13 protein-coding genes and 1 pseudogene are annotated in these 20,212 nt (G+C 59.5%); 7 read left to right on the forward strand and 7 right to left on the reverse strand.

Going from position 1 to position 20,212, the window contains the following annotated elements; genetic code table 11:
• Positions 1-228 precede the first annotated feature (228 nt).
• The gene (locus tag BLJ79_RS18060; protein ID WP_071216167.1) at positions 229-795 is read left to right on the forward strand and encodes a recombinase family protein; all 567 of its coding nucleotides are present in this window, start codon (positions 229-231) and stop codon (positions 793-795) included.
• A 168-nt stretch (positions 796-963) separates the two neighbouring features.
• Here BLJ79_RS18060 and BLJ79_RS23050 read toward each other — a convergent pair whose 3' ends face one another.
• The 5 genes from BLJ79_RS23050 to istA all read right to left on the reverse strand — a co-directional run bounded on the left by BLJ79_RS23050 (position 964) and on the right by istA (position 9,058).
• Positions 964-1,998 (reverse strand): DUF8696 domain-containing protein, encoded by a 1,035-nt coding sequence (locus BLJ79_RS23050; RefSeq protein WP_139194957.1) that lies wholly within the window; start codon positions 1,996-1,998, stop codon positions 964-966.
• 1,761 nt (positions 1,999-3,759) lie between these two features.
• Positions 3,760-6,237, reverse strand: coding sequence for a helicase C-terminal domain-containing protein (locus BLJ79_RS18085; protein WP_071216172.1), 2,478 nt, complete (start codon positions 6,235-6,237; stop codon positions 3,760-3,762).
• Positions 6,238-6,603: 366 nt separating this feature from the next.
• Positions 6,604-6,837 carry a hypothetical protein gene (locus tag BLJ79_RS18090; protein WP_071216173.1) on the reverse strand — a complete coding sequence of 78 codons (234 nt, stop codon included), beginning with the start codon at positions 6,835-6,837 and terminating at the stop codon, positions 6,604-6,606.
• Between the two features lie 8 nt (positions 6,838-6,845).
• On the reverse strand, positions 6,846-7,577 hold the full coding sequence (gene istB, locus BLJ79_RS18095; protein ID WP_083411442.1) for an IS21-like element helper ATPase IstB: 732 nt from the start codon (positions 7,575-7,577) through the stop codon (positions 6,846-6,848).
• Positions 7,574-9,058, reverse strand: coding sequence for an IS21 family transposase (gene istA, locus BLJ79_RS18100; protein ID WP_071216174.1), 1,485 nt, complete (start codon positions 9,056-9,058; stop codon positions 7,574-7,576). Before istA ends, istB begins: the two co-directional genes overlap by 4 nt.
• A gap of 421 nt (positions 9,059-9,479) precedes the next feature.
• Here istA and BLJ79_RS18105 point away from each other — a divergent pair, with 421 nt between their 5' ends.
• Positions 9,480-9,932, forward strand: coding sequence for a PDDEXK nuclease domain-containing protein (locus BLJ79_RS18105; protein ID WP_286135484.1), 453 nt, complete (start codon positions 9,480-9,482; stop codon positions 9,930-9,932).
• A 156-nt stretch (positions 9,933-10,088) separates the two neighbouring features.
• On the opposite strand, the gene BLJ79_RS18110 is transcribed toward BLJ79_RS18105, so the two are convergent.
• Positions 10,089-12,071, reverse strand: a complete 1,983-nt coding sequence (locus BLJ79_RS18110) for a hypothetical protein (RefSeq protein WP_139194958.1) — start codon at positions 12,069-12,071, stop codon at positions 10,089-10,091.
• Between the two features lie 347 nt (positions 12,072-12,418).
• Positions 12,419-12,991, reverse strand: coding sequence for a recombinase family protein (locus BLJ79_RS18115; RefSeq protein WP_071216176.1), 573 nt, complete (start codon positions 12,989-12,991; stop codon positions 12,419-12,421).
• An 854-nt stretch (positions 12,992-13,845) separates the two neighbouring features.
• On the opposite strand from BLJ79_RS18115, the pseudogene BLJ79_RS23975 reads away from it, so the two are divergent.
• The 5 genes and pseudogenes from BLJ79_RS23975 to BLJ79_RS18135 all read left to right on the forward strand — a co-directional run.
• Positions 13,846-13,983 (forward strand): annotated as a pseudogene (locus tag BLJ79_RS23975) (MerR family transcriptional regulator); the annotation flags it as partial.
• A gap of 192 nt (positions 13,984-14,175) precedes the next feature.
• A complete protein-coding gene (locus BLJ79_RS18120; RefSeq protein WP_071216177.1) occupies positions 14,176-15,549 on the forward strand; it encodes a LuxR C-terminal-related transcriptional regulator in 1,374 nt (457 codons plus the stop codon).
• A 103-nt stretch (positions 15,550-15,652) separates the two neighbouring features.
• A complete protein-coding gene (locus BLJ79_RS18125) occupies positions 15,653-17,047 on the forward strand; it encodes an NAD(P)/FAD-dependent oxidoreductase (protein ID WP_071216178.1) in 1,395 nt (464 codons plus the stop codon).
• Positions 17,048-17,560: 513 nt separating this feature from the next.
• Positions 17,561-19,072 (forward strand): aldehyde dehydrogenase family protein, encoded by a 1,512-nt coding sequence (locus tag BLJ79_RS18130; protein ID WP_175475531.1) that lies wholly within the window; start codon positions 17,561-17,563, stop codon positions 19,070-19,072.
• Positions 19,069-20,178, forward strand: a complete 1,110-nt coding sequence (locus BLJ79_RS18135; RefSeq protein WP_175475532.1) for an alcohol dehydrogenase catalytic domain-containing protein — start codon at positions 19,069-19,071, stop codon at positions 20,176-20,178. The genes BLJ79_RS18130 and BLJ79_RS18135 overlap by 4 nt, the downstream gene beginning before the upstream one ends.
• Positions 20,179-20,212 lie beyond the last annotated feature (34 nt).

The raw sequence follows: 20,212 nt of genomic DNA on the forward strand, positions 1-20,212 counted from the left end.
CGCCACCAAGCGCTGAACTCCGCATATGGATGAGCTACGTGATTTAAGGGATGTGTACGTCCAGTCAAAGGATCGTTTGATGAGACTTCGGCCTTTCTTGGGTGCGGCGTTTTCGGCGCCCCCTGAACCGTTGAATTTTCAAGGGACTCGGATTCTCAACAATGTGTCTCGCGTATGCTTTCCCAGTAACGATGAAATTTAACCTTTAACGAGACCTGGGAGCCGGAAGTGGCCAGTATCGGATATGCACGCGTCAGCACGGTGGACCAGAACGCCCAGCTGCAACTGGACGCCCTAAAGCAAGCCGGGTGCGAGCGGGTCTTCACCGACCACGGAGTCAGCGGCACCCGGGCCAGCCGCCCCGAGCTGGACAAGATGCTCGACCACTTGCGCCCAGGCCAGGACGAGGTGGTGGTGTGGAAGCTGGACAGGCTGGGACGCAACACCCGCAACCTCCTGGCACTCATCGACGACCTGGAATCCCGCGACATCCATTTCCGGTCGCTCACCGAGGGCATCTCCACCACCGGTCCCATGGGCACGGCCATGCTGACGGTGATGTCGGCCTTTGCCCAGCTCGAGCGCGACCAGCTGGCCGAACGCACCCGCGCCGGGATGGCGGCTGCCGCCGCCAATGGCCGGCCGGCGGGCCGGCGGGAAATCACAGCGGAGCACGGGAAGGTCAAGCGTGCCCGGGAGCTGAAGGCCCAGGGGATCAAGCCCGCCGACATCGGCAAGATCCTGGGTGCCAGCCGCGCCACGGTCTACAGGTACCTCAGCCTGGGCAGGGACTGACCCCGGTGCCGCCGTGCACCAAGTGTCCCTGACAGGATTCCCGGATCCTTCGGGGAGCCGCGAGGAGATGTGTTCGTTGGCGTACCAAAGTACCGGGAAAGAATTGTATCCATGCCGTCGTCTTCGGTCCCCAGGGTTTTCCAAGAAGCCGGGAGCATCGTTGAACCGTTAGGTGTAGATCCTGATTAGTCTCAGTTGGAAGGCCATTTCGTCCGCGTAGTAGTCGCGGGCGCTTGTTGCCTGGTCGTAGGCGTCTTTCCACTGGGCGCCATTCCACCAGCGGTGTTGGTTGGCGATGAGGTCCTTGGCGAGTTGGTCTTTTTCTTTCCAGAGCCGGTGAGCCGACGCATATTTCCCTGAGAGTCCCAGGAGACGCATTGCATCGTCCATCTCGCTTTCCCATACGGTGGAGCGAATGATCTTGAGTTGCTTGGTGGCAGTCGCGTTTACTGCCGCTGGCCAAGGTTTGAAAGTGGCATCCAGCCGGTTTGCCTTTTCCCTTTCATGGTTCCGGACGGACGGGGCCATGCGCCAATGTTGCCTGAACTGCAGCATTTGGGAGCCTGCGGGGTTTTCAATGCGCAGGGAGAGGAATCCGGATCCGCCACCGTTAATCACGAGCTTCGCGCTGGTACTACTGGAGGAAACGATTTTTGCCGAGTATGCGCCCGCGAAGTCCCCGACCTTAATCCGGTGAAGGTTGGTTCCCGTCAACGTGATGGTGCTCTTTTCCAAGCGTCCGATCGTGGTCGTTGACAGCTTGGAGATTCTTGGTTTGAGCCATTTCTTCACCGTCAGGGTGGCGGTTGATGAGGTCACCTTGCTGCGCTTCCCGGTCACCACGACTCGGTACTTTGTCTTCGACTGGGATGACTTCGCCGCGGGTGCTGTGTAGGTCGCCTTGCGCGCTGCTGCTCCGGCGACGTTTTTCCATTTGCTGCCCGGGCGCTTGGACTGCCACTGGTACCTGAGGGATGATCCAGTCGCCTTGGCGGTGAACTTCGGACGGTCTGCCACGTAGACCGTTGTGCTCCGTGGCTGGGCCGTGATCCTCGTCTGTAGGGTCTTCTTCGCGACGGGGATTCCCGCAGGTGCCAGCGAGGAGACGGCAGTCATGGACGACGGGGAAGCCGTAGCTGGCACGGTGCCGAAGGAGAGCGAAGTGATCAGGAGTGTTGCCATGGTCCAGCTGATGAAACGCATAAAAGGTCTTCCCCAAGATTTGAATGCAGAGTTTCTCTAAACGCTATCATCGAGATCGATAATTATCATTTTTTATGACTATTCCACGGTTTTTTCTCTCGCACCGGATGGACTCCTGCCTGACTTGGCTTCCTTGTGGTCAGGTCTGGGTCCCTACGTTCACGTTATGACTGAACCATCGGGACACGAGCTCGCTCTCTGGCAGGGCATCCAACGATCAAGGCCCGACCCCTGTCTCGAATGATGAGGAGCGCCGGTGAGCAGGTAGCCATAGGGGCATCCAATCTGGGCAATCGTGCCACCCGGTTCCTGGAGAACCGGCCGGGAGCCCAAGCGGCCGTCTCCCGTGGGCAAAAGTTCGTGGGCAAGGGCGCCCAGGCGATCGGCACCGGACACCGCTACAGCCAGGCCACCCCAGGGCATCCCGAGTGGGCATGCCGCAAGCCAGGGATCTCGCTTGGCTTGGTGCCCAACCCCTCCAAAAACCCCGGAAACCTGGGGATTTGATTTTCTCTCGAAGCACTACTATATTTCTTGGCATGCGGGGAAGAAGAACGAATTACCCCCCCAGCTTGAGGGAGCTGCAGTTGCCCTCTTGGGGGGAAACCCGCACAGCAGTACCCGACCGTCGGACAGCTTGAGACGGCCACCGCAGTAGAGAAGTACCAGCAGTAGCAGCAGTACCCAAAGGGCGTGGTCCTCGACAGCTTGAGACGACCACAGCAGTACAGCAGTAGCCGGAGGGCGTGGTCGTCGGACAGCTTGAGACGACCGCAGCAGTTCAGCAGGACCAGCAACCCCGGCAGTACAGAAGTGCCAGCAGTAAAGCAGTACAGCAGTACAGCAGTAGCCGGAGGGCGTGGTCGTCGGACAGCTTGAGACGACCGCAGCAGTAGCAGGACCAGCAACCCCGGCAGTACAGAAGTGCCAGCAGTAAAGCAGTACAGCAGTACAGCAGTAGCCGGAGGGCGTGGTCGTCGGACAGCTTGAGACGACCGCAGCAGTAGCAGGACCAGCAACCCCGGCAGCAAAGCAGTGCCAGCAGTACAGCAGTACCTGGCCGTCGGACAGCTTGAGACGGCCGCAGCAATACCAGCAGTAGATCAGTAAAGCAGTACCCGGAGGGTGTGGTCGTCAGACAGCTTGAGACGACCACAGCAGTACCAGCAACACCGGTAGTACCTGCAGTACCGGGCCGTAGGACAGCTTGAGACGGCCACCATAGTAAAAATAAAACAACCCCCTATGGGCGGGCTGGTGGTGAATCCGTATTCATCACCGGCCCGCCCCTTTCCGTTCTTGCCAAAGTTGGCGTCGCTCACCCGTTGCGGGACACGGGGCAGGAACCGGAGCTGGCACCGTCCAAGAACGCGCCCCTTGCCTCCTCGAGTGTCCTCAGCAGCCCGCTGGGGCTTCCCCCTGGGGTTGGGGTTTTGGGTAGCTTCGCGAGGAATGGCGCGCCAAGCCACACGTGCCTGCATGGGGTATGCCCAAATCTGATATCGGAAAAGAACTTGGAACCGTCTGTTTAGGGTTCCATTTTCGCCATGCTCCCGGCCTACCTACGGAGGTCTATGAGGCGAAATGGACATGCCTCAGACCAAGGAAAGAGCGGACGTATGTGATGTTTCGGCGGTTCCTGAGGACGTGCCCTCCTACGCCGGAGCAGGCGGCCGAGCTAGCGCCCTGCGGCGTCCGGAGTCCCGAAGCCGACGCGGCGAACTGACGGAGCTTCGAAAGCGGATATCTCCGCCGGAACGCTCACCTCTGGGTAGGGCTTACCAAATAGGTCGCTAGGTTTTCGGCTATTAGGTTATGGCCTGTGAGTAGCCGTTCGATGTCGGTTGCATTTGTCCAGGTGATCGAGGCTAGTGCCTCGCTGTAAGAGCGCACAGCGGAGACGAGTTGTCCTAGGCCTCTTGGCGTGAGAATCTTCATTCCTGGGATCGCAGTTGCATTCGCATAGAGCATCTGGCTCGGATGAACCATCACGGGCACGGCGGTGGCGCTGGGATCGTACCGTCTACTAAACCACAACATTGCCTGGCCCAGTTGCGCGGCGTCGCGTTTGCCAATAGCAGTACTGGTCGCTCCACTTTTAGCCTCAACGATCCAGTAGGTGTTGTTCCCCAGTTGGAGTAAATTGTCCGGTCCCTCTCCCATCTCATGTTCAGGTCGTTGGGAGCCAAGTCCCAGAAGAATCCCTAACTGGAATAGAGCCTCTTCGAAATCTTCAGTCGCTTCAGGGTCAAATTTCAAATCGGCGAGGACTGCCTCGAACCCAAGACGCAATGCGGATGGATTGCCGAACTTTCCGGAATACGCTTGTGCAGCTCGTTCCGCCTGCATCCCTGTCGAGGCCAGTCTGCGAAATGTCACGCCGGATAGGGGACGCGTTACATGATTATTCTTAGCGTGTGCAACCGCCAAGAGGGATTGGGCTCGAGACGGATCTATCTGATCTAGGTATGCTGCTGCTTGTTCAAGCAGCCAACCTTTCGTCTTGAAGGTCGCCGTTTCATTGGCAATGGCTTCGAGACGCTGGACGGCCGTATTGATGTCACCTCGAAGGGCTGCGTCGAAGGCCTCCCTGCGCGCGGATGCGCTCTCGGATATGTGCCCTTCCTGTGATCCGATTCCTCGGAGGGAAAGCTTCGCAAGTTTTACCCAATTCGGATCGCGCTCAAGGGCTTGATTCGCAGTTTCTATGATTTTCGAAAGCGGCTGATTGTCCATCTGGCGAGCTACCTGTCGCGATAGTTTCAGCTGAGCCTGAGTGGCCGGGCTGAACCGTGATGAAGTCCTGGGATCGACAGTCAATTGGGCGAGCCTTGAGCCGATGAGAAAAATGAGACAATGATCCTCGTTGCTGCGTACCCCGCGGCCCATACCCTGCTCGATGCGCTGCACCTGACGGCCATCCACGCCGTTTTCATAGCTGGTTAGCAAAGATTCCAGCCGTTCTTCGCCGCTAAAGGACGCAGGCAGCCCATCAATAACTAGTACTCTGCAGGCATCTTGCGGAAGATCTATCCCATCGTATTTATTGGCAAAGACAACCAACCCGAGATGCTTGCCTTCCTTTAACTGATCTACCACCGTTTCGATCTCATCCGCTGATGCCGAAACGTCTGCTTGCGGCCAGAGTGCCATGGCGGAATCACTCGGCACTAGGACAACGGTGTTATGCCGCTTGCTTAGCTTCACAATCTCGTCGCGTATTTGTTCCTCTGAAATACCCGGATTGATCTCTTGTGGGGCTAAAATCATGCGTTCGCCGATGTCGCCGGCGGTAAGTGGGGCGATCGCGTTTGCAATGCTCTTTGGATCGGCACCAAAATCCGTGACCAAAACGCTATCGTCTGCAAGGGTGGCCGTTAGATAAATCCGCCGGTTTGCTTGAGAGAAGGCGCTTACGTGTTTGACCAATGGGCAGGGTGGATTGATGGTGACTGACTTATTAGTGAAGACAGCCCGGCACAAGTGGAGAGCCTCGCGAACAGCCGGCCACTGAAAGTAGAGAGGATCATCAGCAGTAGAGGCCACGCTCCTCAAAATGTCCCTAGCTTGGTCTTTCTTGGTCCGCCACGACCAGAAAGGAACTCTAACGAGAGCAGCGTTGCTGTCTTCAACCAGATCCAGTAAGCCATCAGGTGATTGTTGCTTCAGGTCTTCTCGGAAGAGGTCCAGAAGGGCATGATAGGCCGCGTTATCGCGATCTATTGTGAGGGAGAGCTGCTTTCGTGTAGTAGCAATAGCGGCATGCGCATCGTCAATTACAACCACCCCGATCGGTAGCGGGGGTCTCGCGGTTCTTCCGTCCGAAAAGACAGTCCTTCCGTTAAAGAGTTTGTAGGCATTGACCACTGCAATGGCTTCGCCGGCCAGATAGCGCGAATCGTCGGGATCGTCTACCGTATCGATGCCTAACTTACGAGCTTCCTTTAGTACCTGTTTTACCAAATACTTGTCTGGTGCAACGTATAGCGCCGGGCCGAGGCCCTCGTTCAGGTAGCTCTGTAGCATAACCAGTCCGTTAATGGTTTTGCCGCCCCCCGTATTCACCTTCATGACAAGGTCACGTTCGTTGCGCCTATCATGCCAAGCGGTCAGGACCTGTGCCTGAACATCTCGCAAGTAGCCGTAACCCACTGCTTTGTTTGGCAACTGCCCATGGAGCTCTCGCGGTTCGATGACGGCACCCATCGCTTCTTCACGCAGCAAACTACCAAAATCCATGTTTCCCCCGATACTAGGTTTGCCGGTTATGGTTCCGGCAAGACCATCTCAGGCTACAACCAGACCGTTCTAAGTGACGCAGCGTTACTTGGGGTCCGTCAACCAACACAGTCGTCATATGGGTGGTCGGTGGCCGTGATGGAACACCAGATCCGCACCCCCCCTGCACACCCGCACCGGCGCGGCCCCGAACAACCTCGAGGCACGGCTGCCGGGCGAAGGTGTGTTTCGTCAAGTTTAAGTAGGCCATTAAAGCGTTCAAAAGTAGGCCACTTCGGCACGGTTTTAGGCCATTTCAGCTCCGGCCTTCCCCGGCACCGACCTGCGAATTTTTAAGTCACAGGTCAGCGCCGGGTTACCGGGGTCTCAGAACGGTGCAGGACCGTCGTTCGCGGCGGGAGGCACCCTCCACGGCGGGTCACCGGCGAACCGGGCGTCCGCCCAGCCGCCGGCCGGGTCCAGGAAGTCCTGGGGCCACGGGGCCGGTGCCCCCGATTCGTCCCACCAACCGGTCTCCTCGCCGGCTGCGAGCAACGCCAGGTCCTCGGCCAGGGTCCTTCCAAACGGGTGGTATCGCCCGCCTGCTGCTTCAACGCTCATCGTGTTCCTCATTTCATCAACGCGTTCTTCACCCGGTAGGACTGGCCACGGAACTGCAGCAGCCGCCCGTGGTGCACCAACCGGTCAATGACCGCCGCGGCCATGTTCTCGTCGCCGAAGACCATGCCCCACCGCTTGAACTCCAGGTTCGTCGTCAGCACCAGGCTGCGCTTTTCATACCCATCGGCGATGACCTGGAACAACAGCCGGGCTCCCTCGTCGTCGATCGGCAAATACCCGAATTCGTCGACCACGAGGAGCTGGTTCTTGGCGATCGAGGCCAGTTCCTTGTCCAGCCGGCCCTCGTCCTTGGCCCGCCGCAATTGCATCACCAGCCCGGCGGTGGTGAAGAATTTCGCCGGAATGCCGCGCCGGCACGCGGCCACGGCCAGGGCGGTCGCCAGGTGCGTCTTGCCGGTGCCCACGTCCCCGAACAGGATCAGGTCCTGGGCGTGGTCCAGGAAATCCAGGTCCACCAGCTGCTCTCGCCCGTAATCGGCGGGGAAGGTGATGGCGGTGAAGTCATACCCGTCCAGCGTCTTCACCGCGGGCAGTTTCGCGGCGCGCAGCAGCCTGGCCCTGCGCGACTCGGTGCGGGAGGCCTGCTCGGCCATGAGCAACTCGTAGAGGAACTCGCGCTGTTTCGGGGTGCCCTTGCGGGCGAACTCGTCCATGACGCTGCTGGTCAACGACGCGGCCCGGCCGGCGTCGACCAGGTCTTCGATCTCGATCGCGCTCATGCCACCGGCACCGCGTTGCCCAGCGGGGCTCCCGCGTCCGCCGCGGGTGCAAACAGCTGGTCATAGACGGCCAGGTCCACGATCCCCGCCTCGAATTCGGTGCCCTGGGCGATCCGGCGCGCGAGCATGCCCAGCGTCGGGCCCGAGGGGTCGCCGCCGTCGGCGACCAGCAGCTCCGCGGCATCCACCGCGGTGATGAACCCGGTGGCGGTGGACGCTTCCTCCAGCGCGGTGAAGAAGCGGCGCCGGTCCACGGCCTCGGCGGTGTCGATCCAGTCCCGCACCGGATCGGCGAATTCGGCGCGGATCGGTGAGTTCGCCCAGCCGCCGGGCTTGCGGGCCAACAGCCCCAGCACCGTTGACGGTTCGCTGATTGTTTCCGGATGCTGCCCGAAAACCCGCGGGAAGGACCGGATGACGGTCGCCTGCTCGTCCAGCAGCTCGACCGTTTCATGCCGCAGGCCGACCGTGACCTGCCGGGAGGCGAACTGCGGACCGGCCGCATACGTGTTCTGCGCTATTTGCACGTGCCCATACTTGTTTGCCTTGCGCGTCTCATACTGCACCGGGTCAAACCTGACCCCGGGCAACGCCAGCAGCGCGGCCCGGTCCTCGGTGAACAATTCCTCGCTGGTGGCAAGCTTCTTCCAATGCCGCTTCGCCGCGAACCGGGTGCCGCGCTCGGTGAGCAGCTGGTTCAGCTGTTCCATCGATGTCGCAACGGGCATCGGGACCATGATGTTCCGGCGCAGGAAACCCACGGCGTTTTCCACGCTGCCCTTCTCGTGGCCAGAATCGGGATTGCAGAACCTGGCTTCGGACCGGTAGTGGTTCTTGAAGGCCCCGAAGAGCTTGGTCTCGATGATCTTCCTGCGGATCCGCCGTCCGATGCCGGTGGCATTGTCAAAGATCATCAGCCCCGGCGCCCCACCTGCCTGTTCGAAGATGGTCCGCAGCCCGTGGCAGACGCATTCGGCCGTTTCCCCGCGGTAGGCCTGCGCGAAGCGCATGTTCGAGAACGGGAACGAGACCACCAGCACGTGCACCGTCTGGCGTTCCCCGGCAATGATCGCGTCGGCCTGCCCGAAGTCGACCTGCACCGTTCCCGGGTCCCAGAGCAGCTCCATGAAACCGTCCCCGGTGCCCTGCTGGGATTGCCGGTGCTTCTTCACGAATCGCTGCACCGGCGAATACGTGCCTTGGTAGCCTTCTTCGTCCACGAGCCGGTCGAAGACCCGTTGGGCGGTATGCCGTTGCTTGCGTGGCGCGTTTCTGTCTTCCTCCAGCCATCCGATGATGGTCTCTTCGAAGCCGAGCAGCACCGAACGTGCCTTGTTGCGGGCTGCCGGCGGCTTGGGCGAATAGTCATCGATCTTCAGGTACTTGGCCACCGTGGCCCGGGACAGACCCACCTGCTGGGCGATTTTCCGGCCGGAGACTCCCTGGGAATCGAGTTTCCTGATACGTTCTTGAACGGACATGGGTACCGTCACTTCTCTCTGTTTCCTATCCGGCACCCGGTTGATTGTCTGCAAACATCATGTGGTCGGTGCCGGTATGGAATTTATCGCGAAGCAAGACGGGCCCATGTCTCTTTGCCTTCCCCCGCGTTTCGTTCCTGACCTGCACGGGCTTGAACGGTGCGGGGCTCCGCATGCGCGGGCCGTCTTGTCTTCTGGGTGGTGGTGATCATCAGCTGCCAGAATCCATGCAATGGTGCTGGCCTGGTTTTGCTGCTGAAGTGGCCTGTTTTGGGCCGCTTAGATGGCCTACTTTTGCTGCTGAAGTGGCCTACTTTTATCTGATCACACACAGCGAAGGCACCGACCTGGCCCGGGAGGTTGCCAAGGACCCCTGGTCCTGGACTTCCTGGGGCTCACCGAGGAAGCACAGGAACACGCCCTGCAGGAGGCCATGACGCTGCGCCTTTCCCAGACCCTGGCCGAATTCGGACCCGGATTCACCTTCGTGGGACGCCAGTACCATCTCGACGTCGACGGGGATGATTTCTTCGTGGACCTGCTGCTGTACCACGTGCCCTCGGACTGCTACGTGGTGGTGGAACTGAAGGCCGGCAAGTTCAAGCCCGAGCACCTGGGACAGCTGAACTTCTACGTGGCGGCGGTTGATGACATGCTCCGGCTGCCAAGGCAGGCCCCGACCGTCGGGATCCTGGCGTGCGGGTCCAAGAACGAGCGCACCGTGCGTTACGCACTGGACGGTTCCGCCCAGCCCCTTGCCGTGACGTCATACACGTACGAAGCACTTCCTGTCGCCGAGAAGGCCACCCTGCCGTCCCCGGACGCCATCACTGCAGCACTCGAGCGCGATACGGATATTTTGCCCGGACCCTGACGAATCGACAGGGCCGGCATGCACGGTTCCGAACGTTTCAGTTCGACGATACATAACTTCTTGGATATCCCTAAAATACTATTTCAGCGGACTCGATTAGTTCCTTGAAGTACCGAAAGACCAATCGCATATCGTTGATCAAGCAGTCTCAACCCCCTAAACCGAGTCGTACTGGACGGGCGGTAGCTCGGCCCAACTTTCCAACGTCGTCTTCAATCTAGGGTTGAGTTGTTCGTTTGGAATGCGCATTGCTCGCATGAGCTTGCGCATTATTGGTTCAAATTCTTGATCGGCCTCAGATGACGGTAGGGATAGCAGCCATCTGAGATCGGCGATTCTTCCGATTGCACGGTCTCCGTCGAGCCCGAGCCCGATGCGCCCGGCGACGAACTTCAAGTGGTTTATCGTTAGCGCTGATTTGCCGTCGATTCGGATCTCGTTGAGGAAACGGAGAGCATTTAGATATTTGTCTTCCACCGAGCCTTGCTCATGTTTAGTCATCAGCCCCTTGGCTGACGATACAGGAACAAGGACTTCTCTTGGCTGTGCGTCCTGGACATACCTTCTAACCAGTATGTTCTCGACACCTGGCAGAGCATTCAGGGCTACGGCAGACGCCAAAGTAGTTAGTGATTGCGGTGCCGCTCCGACATCTAGGATCCATGTGTTATCGGAGATCTCCGTGGTCAATATCTCTACACCAAGTGGGGCCAGAGCGACTTGGGCCAATTTTGTTGGCGTAAGCCCCATGACGAAGGCATCCTGCCTGTGGCCAGTTGCACCGCCGAGATCTAATTGGTTGTCAAGGACCCACAAGATGGCCAACAGACTTTCGATGAACGCAAAAAGGGTGTCGGCGAAGTCTGCCAAAGGAAGGACGCCTTTCGCCGTCTTTAGGTTCCTGAATGCAATGCCTTCCCCCGTCAACGTATAGCTGTGACCGTGACTCGCAGCCGTTCGAAGGTCCTTGTTAATTCCGCTGAAGAGTTTTGACAAATCTTCATGTTTGGCGACCGAATCACCGAGCGTTGTTGCCCCTTTGAGAAGCAGGGAAGAATACTCTGCCGTTTTTTGGCCCGACACCAACAGGAGCCAAGCAAAAACCGGGAGCCCGCCTTCTTCGTACAGCGTGTGATACAGCTTCATAAGCTGACGAAGGGTCTGTTCATCGGTTAGTGGACGTCCGAGCACGGCTTCAAGATTTAGGTGGACATCCAGGATGTTCTCTTTGGCCCGAGCCAGATCCGCTACCGCTTGACCGTTTGTCATCAGAAGGGAGAGGCGGTGAGCGTTCTGGACGAACAGTTGGGTTGTGTCCTTGATGGTTCGGCGGAAATTCTCCGGATCCAGGTGGACGTCTGCGAGGACGGTGAGGGACAGGTATTGAATCCCCTGCCCGGTGGCGATAGGCGCGGGTGTCACCTCGCTTGCTGCTAGAGCACCGCTCTTATCGAGCTCGATTAGTCCTTTTGAGGGATAGCGGAGCTGGAGAGCCGCCAGCAGGTTATCGAAGCCGTTCTCCCAATTGTCGCCTCGCTCGAGCAGCTCTGCTGCCTGTTGATACAAGGTGGCTGTGCCCATTCGCTCGGTTAGACGGTCAAGCCTTTGTTGGTTGGATTTGTGGGTTTCTTGGATATAGGCGATGTCCGGGCTGATCAGCGCTTCCAAGGTTGAGTCGGATATTGCGTTTAGATCTGCAACGATGTCTCTCCATAGCTTTACTTGAGAAACGTAGGGGCGCAGGGGAGACAGCTCGTTCAATTGCTTCTCAAGTGCTCGTAACTGAATTATCACCCGGGCCAGCTGGCCGATCTCCTTCGCTTTAGGCCGGGGAACTATCACTTGTTGAATGCTGTGATCCCATTCCTCCAATGCCTCGCTGAGCTGATTAAGAACCAATGCAGGGCCCTGCTGCAGAAGCTCAGAGTGACTTAACAGCGCTGGTGTCGCCTCTTCAATGGATGCAACGGCGGCATCTATTTGGAGGCGAACCTGTCGCCGAGCAGCCAACGCCGGATTTACTTCATTCGGACGGGGCTTGGCGCCACAATCTGCGCAAGGCTGAGTCAGGACCCGCATACTACGGCATTTGGTGCAGGAGATGAGAGAGAGCTGGATGCGGTCTGTCTTCCGCGGCATGATTGTCCTTGCTTCCTATCCAAATTAATCCATGTTTATTGCAAGAGGTTTATAGGATCGTATTGCGGCCGAAGCCTGCTAATCAATTCTGCTTACCGGGTAACGCGTGATGCTGACACGCCGATAGTTTCGGCGGTAATGTGACACCGACATTTTCCAACCATAGACAAAAATCACTCCGAGTCTGTCTGCGCAAATTTAGGGTTAGGATTCTCAACCCGATTGCAATCGCAAACCGTGCTTTTATATCTATGCTTCCGTCTTCGATAGAAATTAAACGCAAAGTATTGATTGCCTTAAAAATCATGGAAGATATAGAATTCCACGTCGATCATAGGGTTAGTGCTTCACAAAGTTCGACTAACGATCCTATACACCGTGCTGCGGGCGACCCCGAAGAGTTCGGCGATTTCGGCGCTGGTGTGCTTCCCTCCGTGGTGGAGGGCGACGAGGTGTTTTTCCTGGGCGGGGGAGAGCTTGGGTTGCTTGCCGCGCAGCCTGCCCTTGGCCTTGGCGATTTGCATGCCTTCGCGGGTGCGGGCGCGGATGAGGTCGGACTCGAATTCTGCGACCATGGCCAGCACGTTGAACAGGAGTCGGCCGACCGGGTCGGTGGGGTCGTGGACGTTTCCCCCAAGGCTGAGCTTGATGTTGCGCTTGGTGAGGTCCTCGACGATGTCGCGGGCATCGGGCAGGGAGCGGGCGAGGCGGTCGAGCTTGGTGACCACCAGGGTGTCCCCGGCCCGGCAGGCGGCCAGAGCCTGGTTCAGTCCGGGGCGTTCGCGATTCCGGCCGGTGAGCCCGTGGTCGACGTAGACCAAATCCTCGGGCACGCCGAGGGATTTCAATCCTGCCTGCTGGGAGGCGAGATCCTGTTGGTTGGTGGAAACGCGGGCGTACCCGACCAGGTGCGGCGACATGACCCAAGTGTAGCGTTTGTGCCACCTTCACCGGGCATTAAGGCGGGCGGGGTATATAAGAATCAGGTGGCCGTCTAAATCCTCGAATATTCAGCCTTTTCAATATTTAGATTTTTGGTGCTCGGGTGTCGGCCTATGGGGCAGCTCCGAGGCCTGGTAAGGGTGCCTGAAATCGAGGTGTAATACAGCCTGCCGGAAAATTCGGCCCACTAGCAGTAGTCCACCTCAATACGGTGTAGGTGACGATGATAAACTCTCCAGTCTCGTTGGCGTCCCCGGAGTCTCGCACGAGCTTCTTCGTCATGACCATGAAGCCCGACAGGGCGCAACTTTTGGCCGTCCTGCACATCAGTGATCAAACGCTGCGCCTACAATTATTTTGCAGGGTGCGGCCTGGACAGCTGTGACGCCGGCCTTCAGCCGGTCAACAATAGAGCTGCCATAAGCACCGCACAAGCAACAACTGGCCCGCGCGTCGTGGCGCAGTCAAACAGGGCAACCACGTGCCGGCCCACGCCACGACAGAGGCCTATTCACCCGAATCCAGTGCACGGATGGTCGCCGCGGAATCTACACCGAACTGACCTCGGCGGGTGAACAACTTCTTACCGCATCCCACCCATGCGCGACGCCGTCCTGCGCGAGCCGTTGCAACGTGCCGCCAAGGTTCCGGAACCGCAGGACGTGCTCACCGTGATCGCGTCCGAACGGGGGGACAGCCTTTTCTAGTCGTCGCCCTCGACTGGCAGGGCCTCTGTACCCAAACATGACGGCTTCGCTCCATGTTTAGAAAAATGCCTATTCATCCTTGTGATAAGGCTGTATAAACCTTAGTGAGACTTGAGGAGATTCGCGTGGACGATTGGGTTGTAAGCATCGGTACGGCAGCGGCGCGCACCGGTGCAACTGAATGGAAACTACGGGCATGGGAGTCCAAGGGGCTGCTGACACCGCGGAGATCAGATGCAGGTTACCGGCTTTATTCGTCAGTTGAAATTGAGCGGGCAGGTGAATTGCTGGCAAAAGAAGCAGTGGGGCAACGACTCCGACTGCAGTCGACCGCGCCCGAGCCGAGGACAGAAGCTCACCCCGCACGAACGCTCCACACGAGCGATGGAACGTCGGCAACCGGGGACACCACGATCGAACCACGAACGCATCCTTCGAAGAGGGAGCGGGCTTCAATGACCCTTGAGCGCAGTCTGCAGCGATTAGGGCTAGTTATTAATCACTCCGACGACTCGGCATTGGCATTGCAAACGGCACTGGACTGCGCCCTGGAAATCGCCGAGGTCGGGAGCGGAGCTTTGTCCGTTGCCGATTTGGCACAGCAACGGTACGTATTGGCGGCCAGCCGAGGCCTGTCCGAGGACTACAAAAGGGGCATTGAAACTTGGTCTCTACATGAGGGGCTGGCCGGCCAATCCTACGGACTGCGGGAGCCGCTTGCCATCGCAGATCTTCAGTCCCACCCGGACGTTGCCCGAGAAATCGTGCGAAAGGAGGGGCTGCGCGGCTACGCCTGTATCCCGTTGATCCGCGGCCAGCGAAGGCTTGGGATTCTCGAGGTATTTGCCTCGGAAGTCAGGCACTTTGATTCTGAAATGCTTCGGCCACTGGAAATCATAGGCGCCACAGCTTCGGCCGTCTTGGAGTCTGTTTCGCTCAAGCGAGACCTGCAAAAGCTGCGGGAGGAACGCTACCGCGTTATCCATGACTGGACGGCCCAAGCCGCGGAAACTTCAAATGCAGAACGACTTGAGTTGGTTGACGCCCTGCGCACGGAAGCCTCGTCCTTCAGGGCCCAAGCCGCGGCTGAGCGCTTGAAGGATTCCGCGACAACGGGTTCTCCGGTTAATCTCTCGAGCCATGACGAAATTGCGGCGCAACTTGACGGCTTGGCGGAACGGACCGCTGCCGCTGGGTCACCGGGCGTGGATGTGCTTCCTGCGGTTCGCCACCAGTTGGTGCCGAGGCTGTCCGAAGCCACCGCCAAGGAAATCGCAATCATCGTTGACAACTGGCCCGCCCGACTGCCGCTGGAATTGACCACCAGGCTCTATCAGGTGATCCACGCGCTGCTCGCGCCCGCGGCCGCTGCTGCTTATTCCGCGGTGCAAGTTGTGTTTGACCAGCGAGGTAGCAACCTCACCATTGGAATTCATGATGACAGGGAAGCCTTGCCTGCTCTCGATAGGCTTTCAATGGTGACGACCGACGCCCGGCTGGCCGTGCGCGGGCTTGGCGGTTTCGTGGAGCGCACCACCGATCCAGGCTGGACTTGCAGTGTGCGGGCCGTCTTGCCTTTCTCAACATCGGATAGTCGGCTGCGTACCTTAACAGTGCGTGAATTCGAGATTCTGGGAGCGCTGTCCTTGGGGCAACCCAACCGCGAACTCGCGACTGCTCTACAGATCTCTACGAAAACGCTCCAAAACCATCTCACTGCTATTTACCGCAAGCTCGGCGTCAGTAACCGAACACAGGCCATGCGGTTGGCAGTCGGCCACAACCCAACCGTATTTTGGGAGGGGTCCCACGCCTCTGACCCGGTTTAAGCCCCATGGCATCTTCGATCCTTCCATTCTAACGTCGTGGGAAGAACACGGTTCGGGGAGTTCTTCCGAACCGCCACGAAACAGCTACGAACGGAATCGCCCGATGACCGCTTACATCAATGGGGAAGTATCGCACTGGATGAAGGCGGGGGCGACGCACGTCGCGCACCGCTCGCGCGAGGAGGACCCCGCCCTCGAAAGCTTCGATCTGGCCATTGTTGGCGGTGGCATGACGGGGCTGTGGGCCGCCTACTATGCCATCAAACGCGATCCCTCACTGCGTATTGCGGTGATTGAAGCCAAGGAGATCGGATACGGGGCCTCCGGGCGAAATGGCGGGTGGCTCTCCACCCTGATTCCGGGGAACCGTGCGGTCTATGCGCGCACCGCTGGTGGCCAGGCGGTGTCCGAGTTCCAGCGTGAGGTGATTGAATCCATCACCGAAACGTTGAGCGTCCTCGAACACGAAGGTATCGAAGCCGACCAACACCAGGGTGGCAACCTGGCCGTAGCTACGACCCAGGCGGCATTGACCCGGTTGCAGGGGACACGGCAAAGCCACCTGAAATATGGATACCAACCGACAGAGGTCCAACTGCTCACCGAGGCAGAGGTGAAGGCCAGAATCAACATTTCCGGGGCAAAAGGCGGTCTATACTACCCGCAGACGGCACGCATCGAACCGGCAAAGCTGACTCGTGGCCTCGCTTCTGTCGTCGAGAAGCTGGGCGTGCGCATCTTCGAGAACACCGAAGCAACAGTCCTTCACGCGCGGCGGGTGGAGACCAGTCGTGGTGAAGTTCGGGCCACGACGATCCTGAGCTGCGTCGAAGCGGATTCGGGCAGGCTGCTCAATAAGCGCGAGATCATTCCGGTGAATTCATCCATGATCGTGACCGAGCCACTGGCCGACTCCTTTTGGGAACAGATCGGTTGGGCGGGGCTCGAATGCCTGAGCGATGCCGCGCATACCTTCATTTACGCACAAAGAACCGCCGACAATCGCATTGCCATCGGTGGTCGCGGCAATCCCTATTCGTTCAACTCCGGCACACCCGGGCTCGGCGCGGTTGACAAGCGGACGGTCGGCAATCTGCTCGCGCGTTTGGAACAGTTCTTCCCCGGCCATGACTTTGCGGTCGCGCATGCCTGGCGCGGTTCCATCGGAGTCACGAGGGACTGGTGCGCCGGAATTAGCTTCGACGAGTCAAGCCGGATCGGCGTTGCCCGCGGTTTTGCAGGGCACGGGGTGACCTCCACCAACCTTGCCGCCCGCACGCTGCTCGATCGCGCTGCCGGTCTCGACTCTGCCCTCACGCGCCTGCCCTGGAACGAGCACAACTCTGGTTTGTGGGAACCAGAACCCCTCCGTTGGGTTGGTGTGCATGCAATGTACCGGCTCTTCGGGCTTGCCGACGCCTGGGAGGAGGGGCGACAGTCCTCAGAAACCTCGCTCATTGCACGCTTCGGATCGCGTCTCGCGGGGTTGCACGAATGAGCAACCGCTCCCGTTCTCGGTACTAGCGAACGTTTGGCGAAGCGCTTCCGAATCAAGTTATCTGGGGAGGTCTTGCCCGGGTTCGACTGGACCAAGGTTGGTCACGTCGAACCCGGGCATTGTTTATGCCGGCCTCGACGTGAATTTTCCCCAAACATCGGGAATGGGAAATGCGCTGGCACGAGCGGGTTGGTCCAGTGGCCTATAAAACCCTATTCAAACATTAGGCAAACATTGAGTCGTTCTGAAGGTTCAATGATGGGAACGGATCGGCCTCTAATGCCCGTCTTACTTGGCTTTGTCTTGCGACAGGCCGGGTTGCTGCGATATGAGAGTCTCGAACGCGTTGTTGATGTGGGATTGGTCCCAGTGGTTAGGTGCGAACAAAGGCCCATGGAGACTCGGGTCACATATTTCTAGAGTCGATCCAAGACACCACGAGTTGCGCCGGAGAATGTTCCGGCCACGGACCCTCAAGATACGGAGAAACCGATGCAAATGATCATCGACGGAGTGAACACAGATTCATCGAACTCCAAGACAATCGACGTCATCAACCCCGCCACGGGCGATGTCATCGACACCGTGCCCGAGGCCACCGACGAGGACGTCGAACGTGCAGTGGTCGCAGCGGTCAAGGCACAGCGCGGCTGGGGCCAGACCTCTGCCCTGGCCCGTGCCTCGGTCATGCTCGAGTTCGCCGCCAAGGTTCGCGCCAACCAACGTGAACTGGCCGAGCTGCTCACCCGCGAAGGTGGCTCCTCGCTGGCCGAGAACATGGATGAGATCCGCTGGGTCGCCGAAGCGACCGAGTACTATGCCGAAATGGGACGCAACGTCGGGGGGCGAATCGTTCCCTCGCAGGAAGCGACCCTGACCAACCTGGTAATCAAGCGGCCCATCGGTGTCGTCGCAGCCATCGCCCCGTGGAACTACCCGGCGCTCCTGTTGTCCTGGAAGCTGGCGCCGGCACTGGCAGCCGGCAACGCGGTCATCATCAAGCCGCCGGCCGAGGCTCCGCTAACCGTCTTGCGACTGGTGGAAATGCTGGACACCCCTCCCGGGGTGGTCCAGGTCGTCACCGGCGGCACCGCGACCGGTGTTCATCTCGTCGAGCACCCCAAGACGGACATGGTCGCCTTCACTGGCTCTGCGGCTGCCGGCGAGGCCATCATTCGCTCGACCGCCCGTCAAATCAAGCGTCTGTCGTTGGAACTGTCCGGGCACGACCCACTCATTGTCTGTGATGATGTGGACATCGACGACGCAGTGGAGGCCACCCTCTGGTCCGGGTTCACCAATGCCGGACAGGTTTGTACCTCCTCGGAGCGCATTTACGTGATGCGCAACGTCTTTGAGGAATTCTCCGCCAAGCTTGCCAAGCGCGCGGATGAACTCATCGTCGGGGATCCGATGGACCCGAACACCGACATCGGTGCCCTGGGGAGTCCAGCACAGCTGACCAAGACCGAGAGCTACATCGAGAAGGCCCGTGCACTGGGGGCAACCGTGTTGGCCGGAGGCCGGGCGCCGGAAGGACCCGGCATCTTCTACCGGCCGACCGTGCTTATCGGACTGAGCCACGAGCAGGTGACCGAGCTCGGGGAAATCTTTGGCCCGATCATGCCCTTGATTCCAGTCGAATCCTTCGACGATGCCATCACCAAGGCCAACGACAGCGACATGGGCCTGGGAGCCAACGTCCTGACCACCAACATGGAACGGGCCTGGCGGGCAACCAAGGAACTGGCATTCGGCCAGGTATGGATCAACAACCCGCTCGTCGACAACGATGCCGGGCCATTTGGCGGGATGCGCCGCAGCGGCCTCGGCCGCGAACTTGGCGAGGAGGGATTGGAAGCCTACCTTGAAACCAGCCATGTGAGTTTCGATTACCAGCTCGAGCAGAAGTATTGGTGGTACCCGTACTCCCGCTACTCCGAGGTCATGGGACTCAAGGACGGGCGGACCAGCGGATTCCTGGGCGGGCACGCCGGAGCGGCAGCCCACGGAACGGAGGCATGAGCATGCAGATCCAGGCCGCCGTATTCCACGGAGCTGACATCCCGCTTAAGATCGAGGAACTCACCCTCGCGGACCCGAAGGCGGGGGAGGTGCTGGTGAAGTTGACCGCCAGTGGTGTCTGCCACAGCGACTACCACGTGGTGCTCGGCGAATGGGGTGCCCAAACCCCCCTCGTGCTGGGCCACGAGGGAGCAGGTATCGTCGTGGAGACGGGACCCGGGGTTACCGGTCTGAAGCCGGGCGACCATGTGGCCCTGTCGTGGACGCCGTCGTGCCGACGCTGCCGATACTGCGTTGCCGGCCGCCCGCAACTGTGCACCAACGCCGTACAAAATGCCTACCGCAATGTCCTGCCGGATGGCACCACCAGACTGAGCCGCGGGGAGGAGCCCGTGTACAGCTACCTTTCGGTGGGATCCTTCGCTGAGTACGCGGTGGTCCCCGAAAGCGGCGCCATTCGCATCGGCACCGACGTTCCCCCAGCGATTGCGGCCCTCGTGGGCTGCGCGGTAACCACCGGCGTCGGTGCGGCAGTGAACACCGTTCCGGTCACTCCCGGTTCCTCGGTTGCCGTCATGGGCGCCGGGGGCGTGGGGCTGTCCACCATCATGGGTGCGGCACTCCAGAGCCCGGAGATGATCATCGCGGTGGATATCGCCGACGACAAACTGGAACTGGCACGTCGTGCCGGAGCAACCCACACCATCAACGCCACGCGGACCGACGTCGTCGAAGCCGTCAAGGAAATCAGTGGCGGTGGCGTCGATTTCTCCTACGAGGCAATCGGCCGGGCACTGACCATTGAACAGGCCTACGCCTCGCTGGCACCTGGCGGCACCGCCGTGGTCGTGGGGCAGGTGCCCACCGGGGTCAAGATTTCCATTGACCCGATGGCCATGTCGGGCCGGGAACTGACACTGACCGGAAGCAACTACGGTTCCTCCCGGCCAAGCATCGACTTCAACAGAATCCTGGACCTGCACCGCAACGGTTCCCTCGATCTTGACCTCCTGATCGGGCAACGGCTTCGCCTGGATCAAATCAACGACGCATTCGTCGCGTTGGGCAGCGGTTCGCCGGCACGAACCGTCATCGAGTACACGTAACCGGAATACGGTATCTAGTCTTTTTCCACATCTG

This window comes from Arthrobacter sp. UCD-GKA (assembly GCF_001863355.1).
GTDB lineage: Bacteria > Actinomycetota > Actinomycetes > Actinomycetales > Micrococcaceae > Paeniglutamicibacter.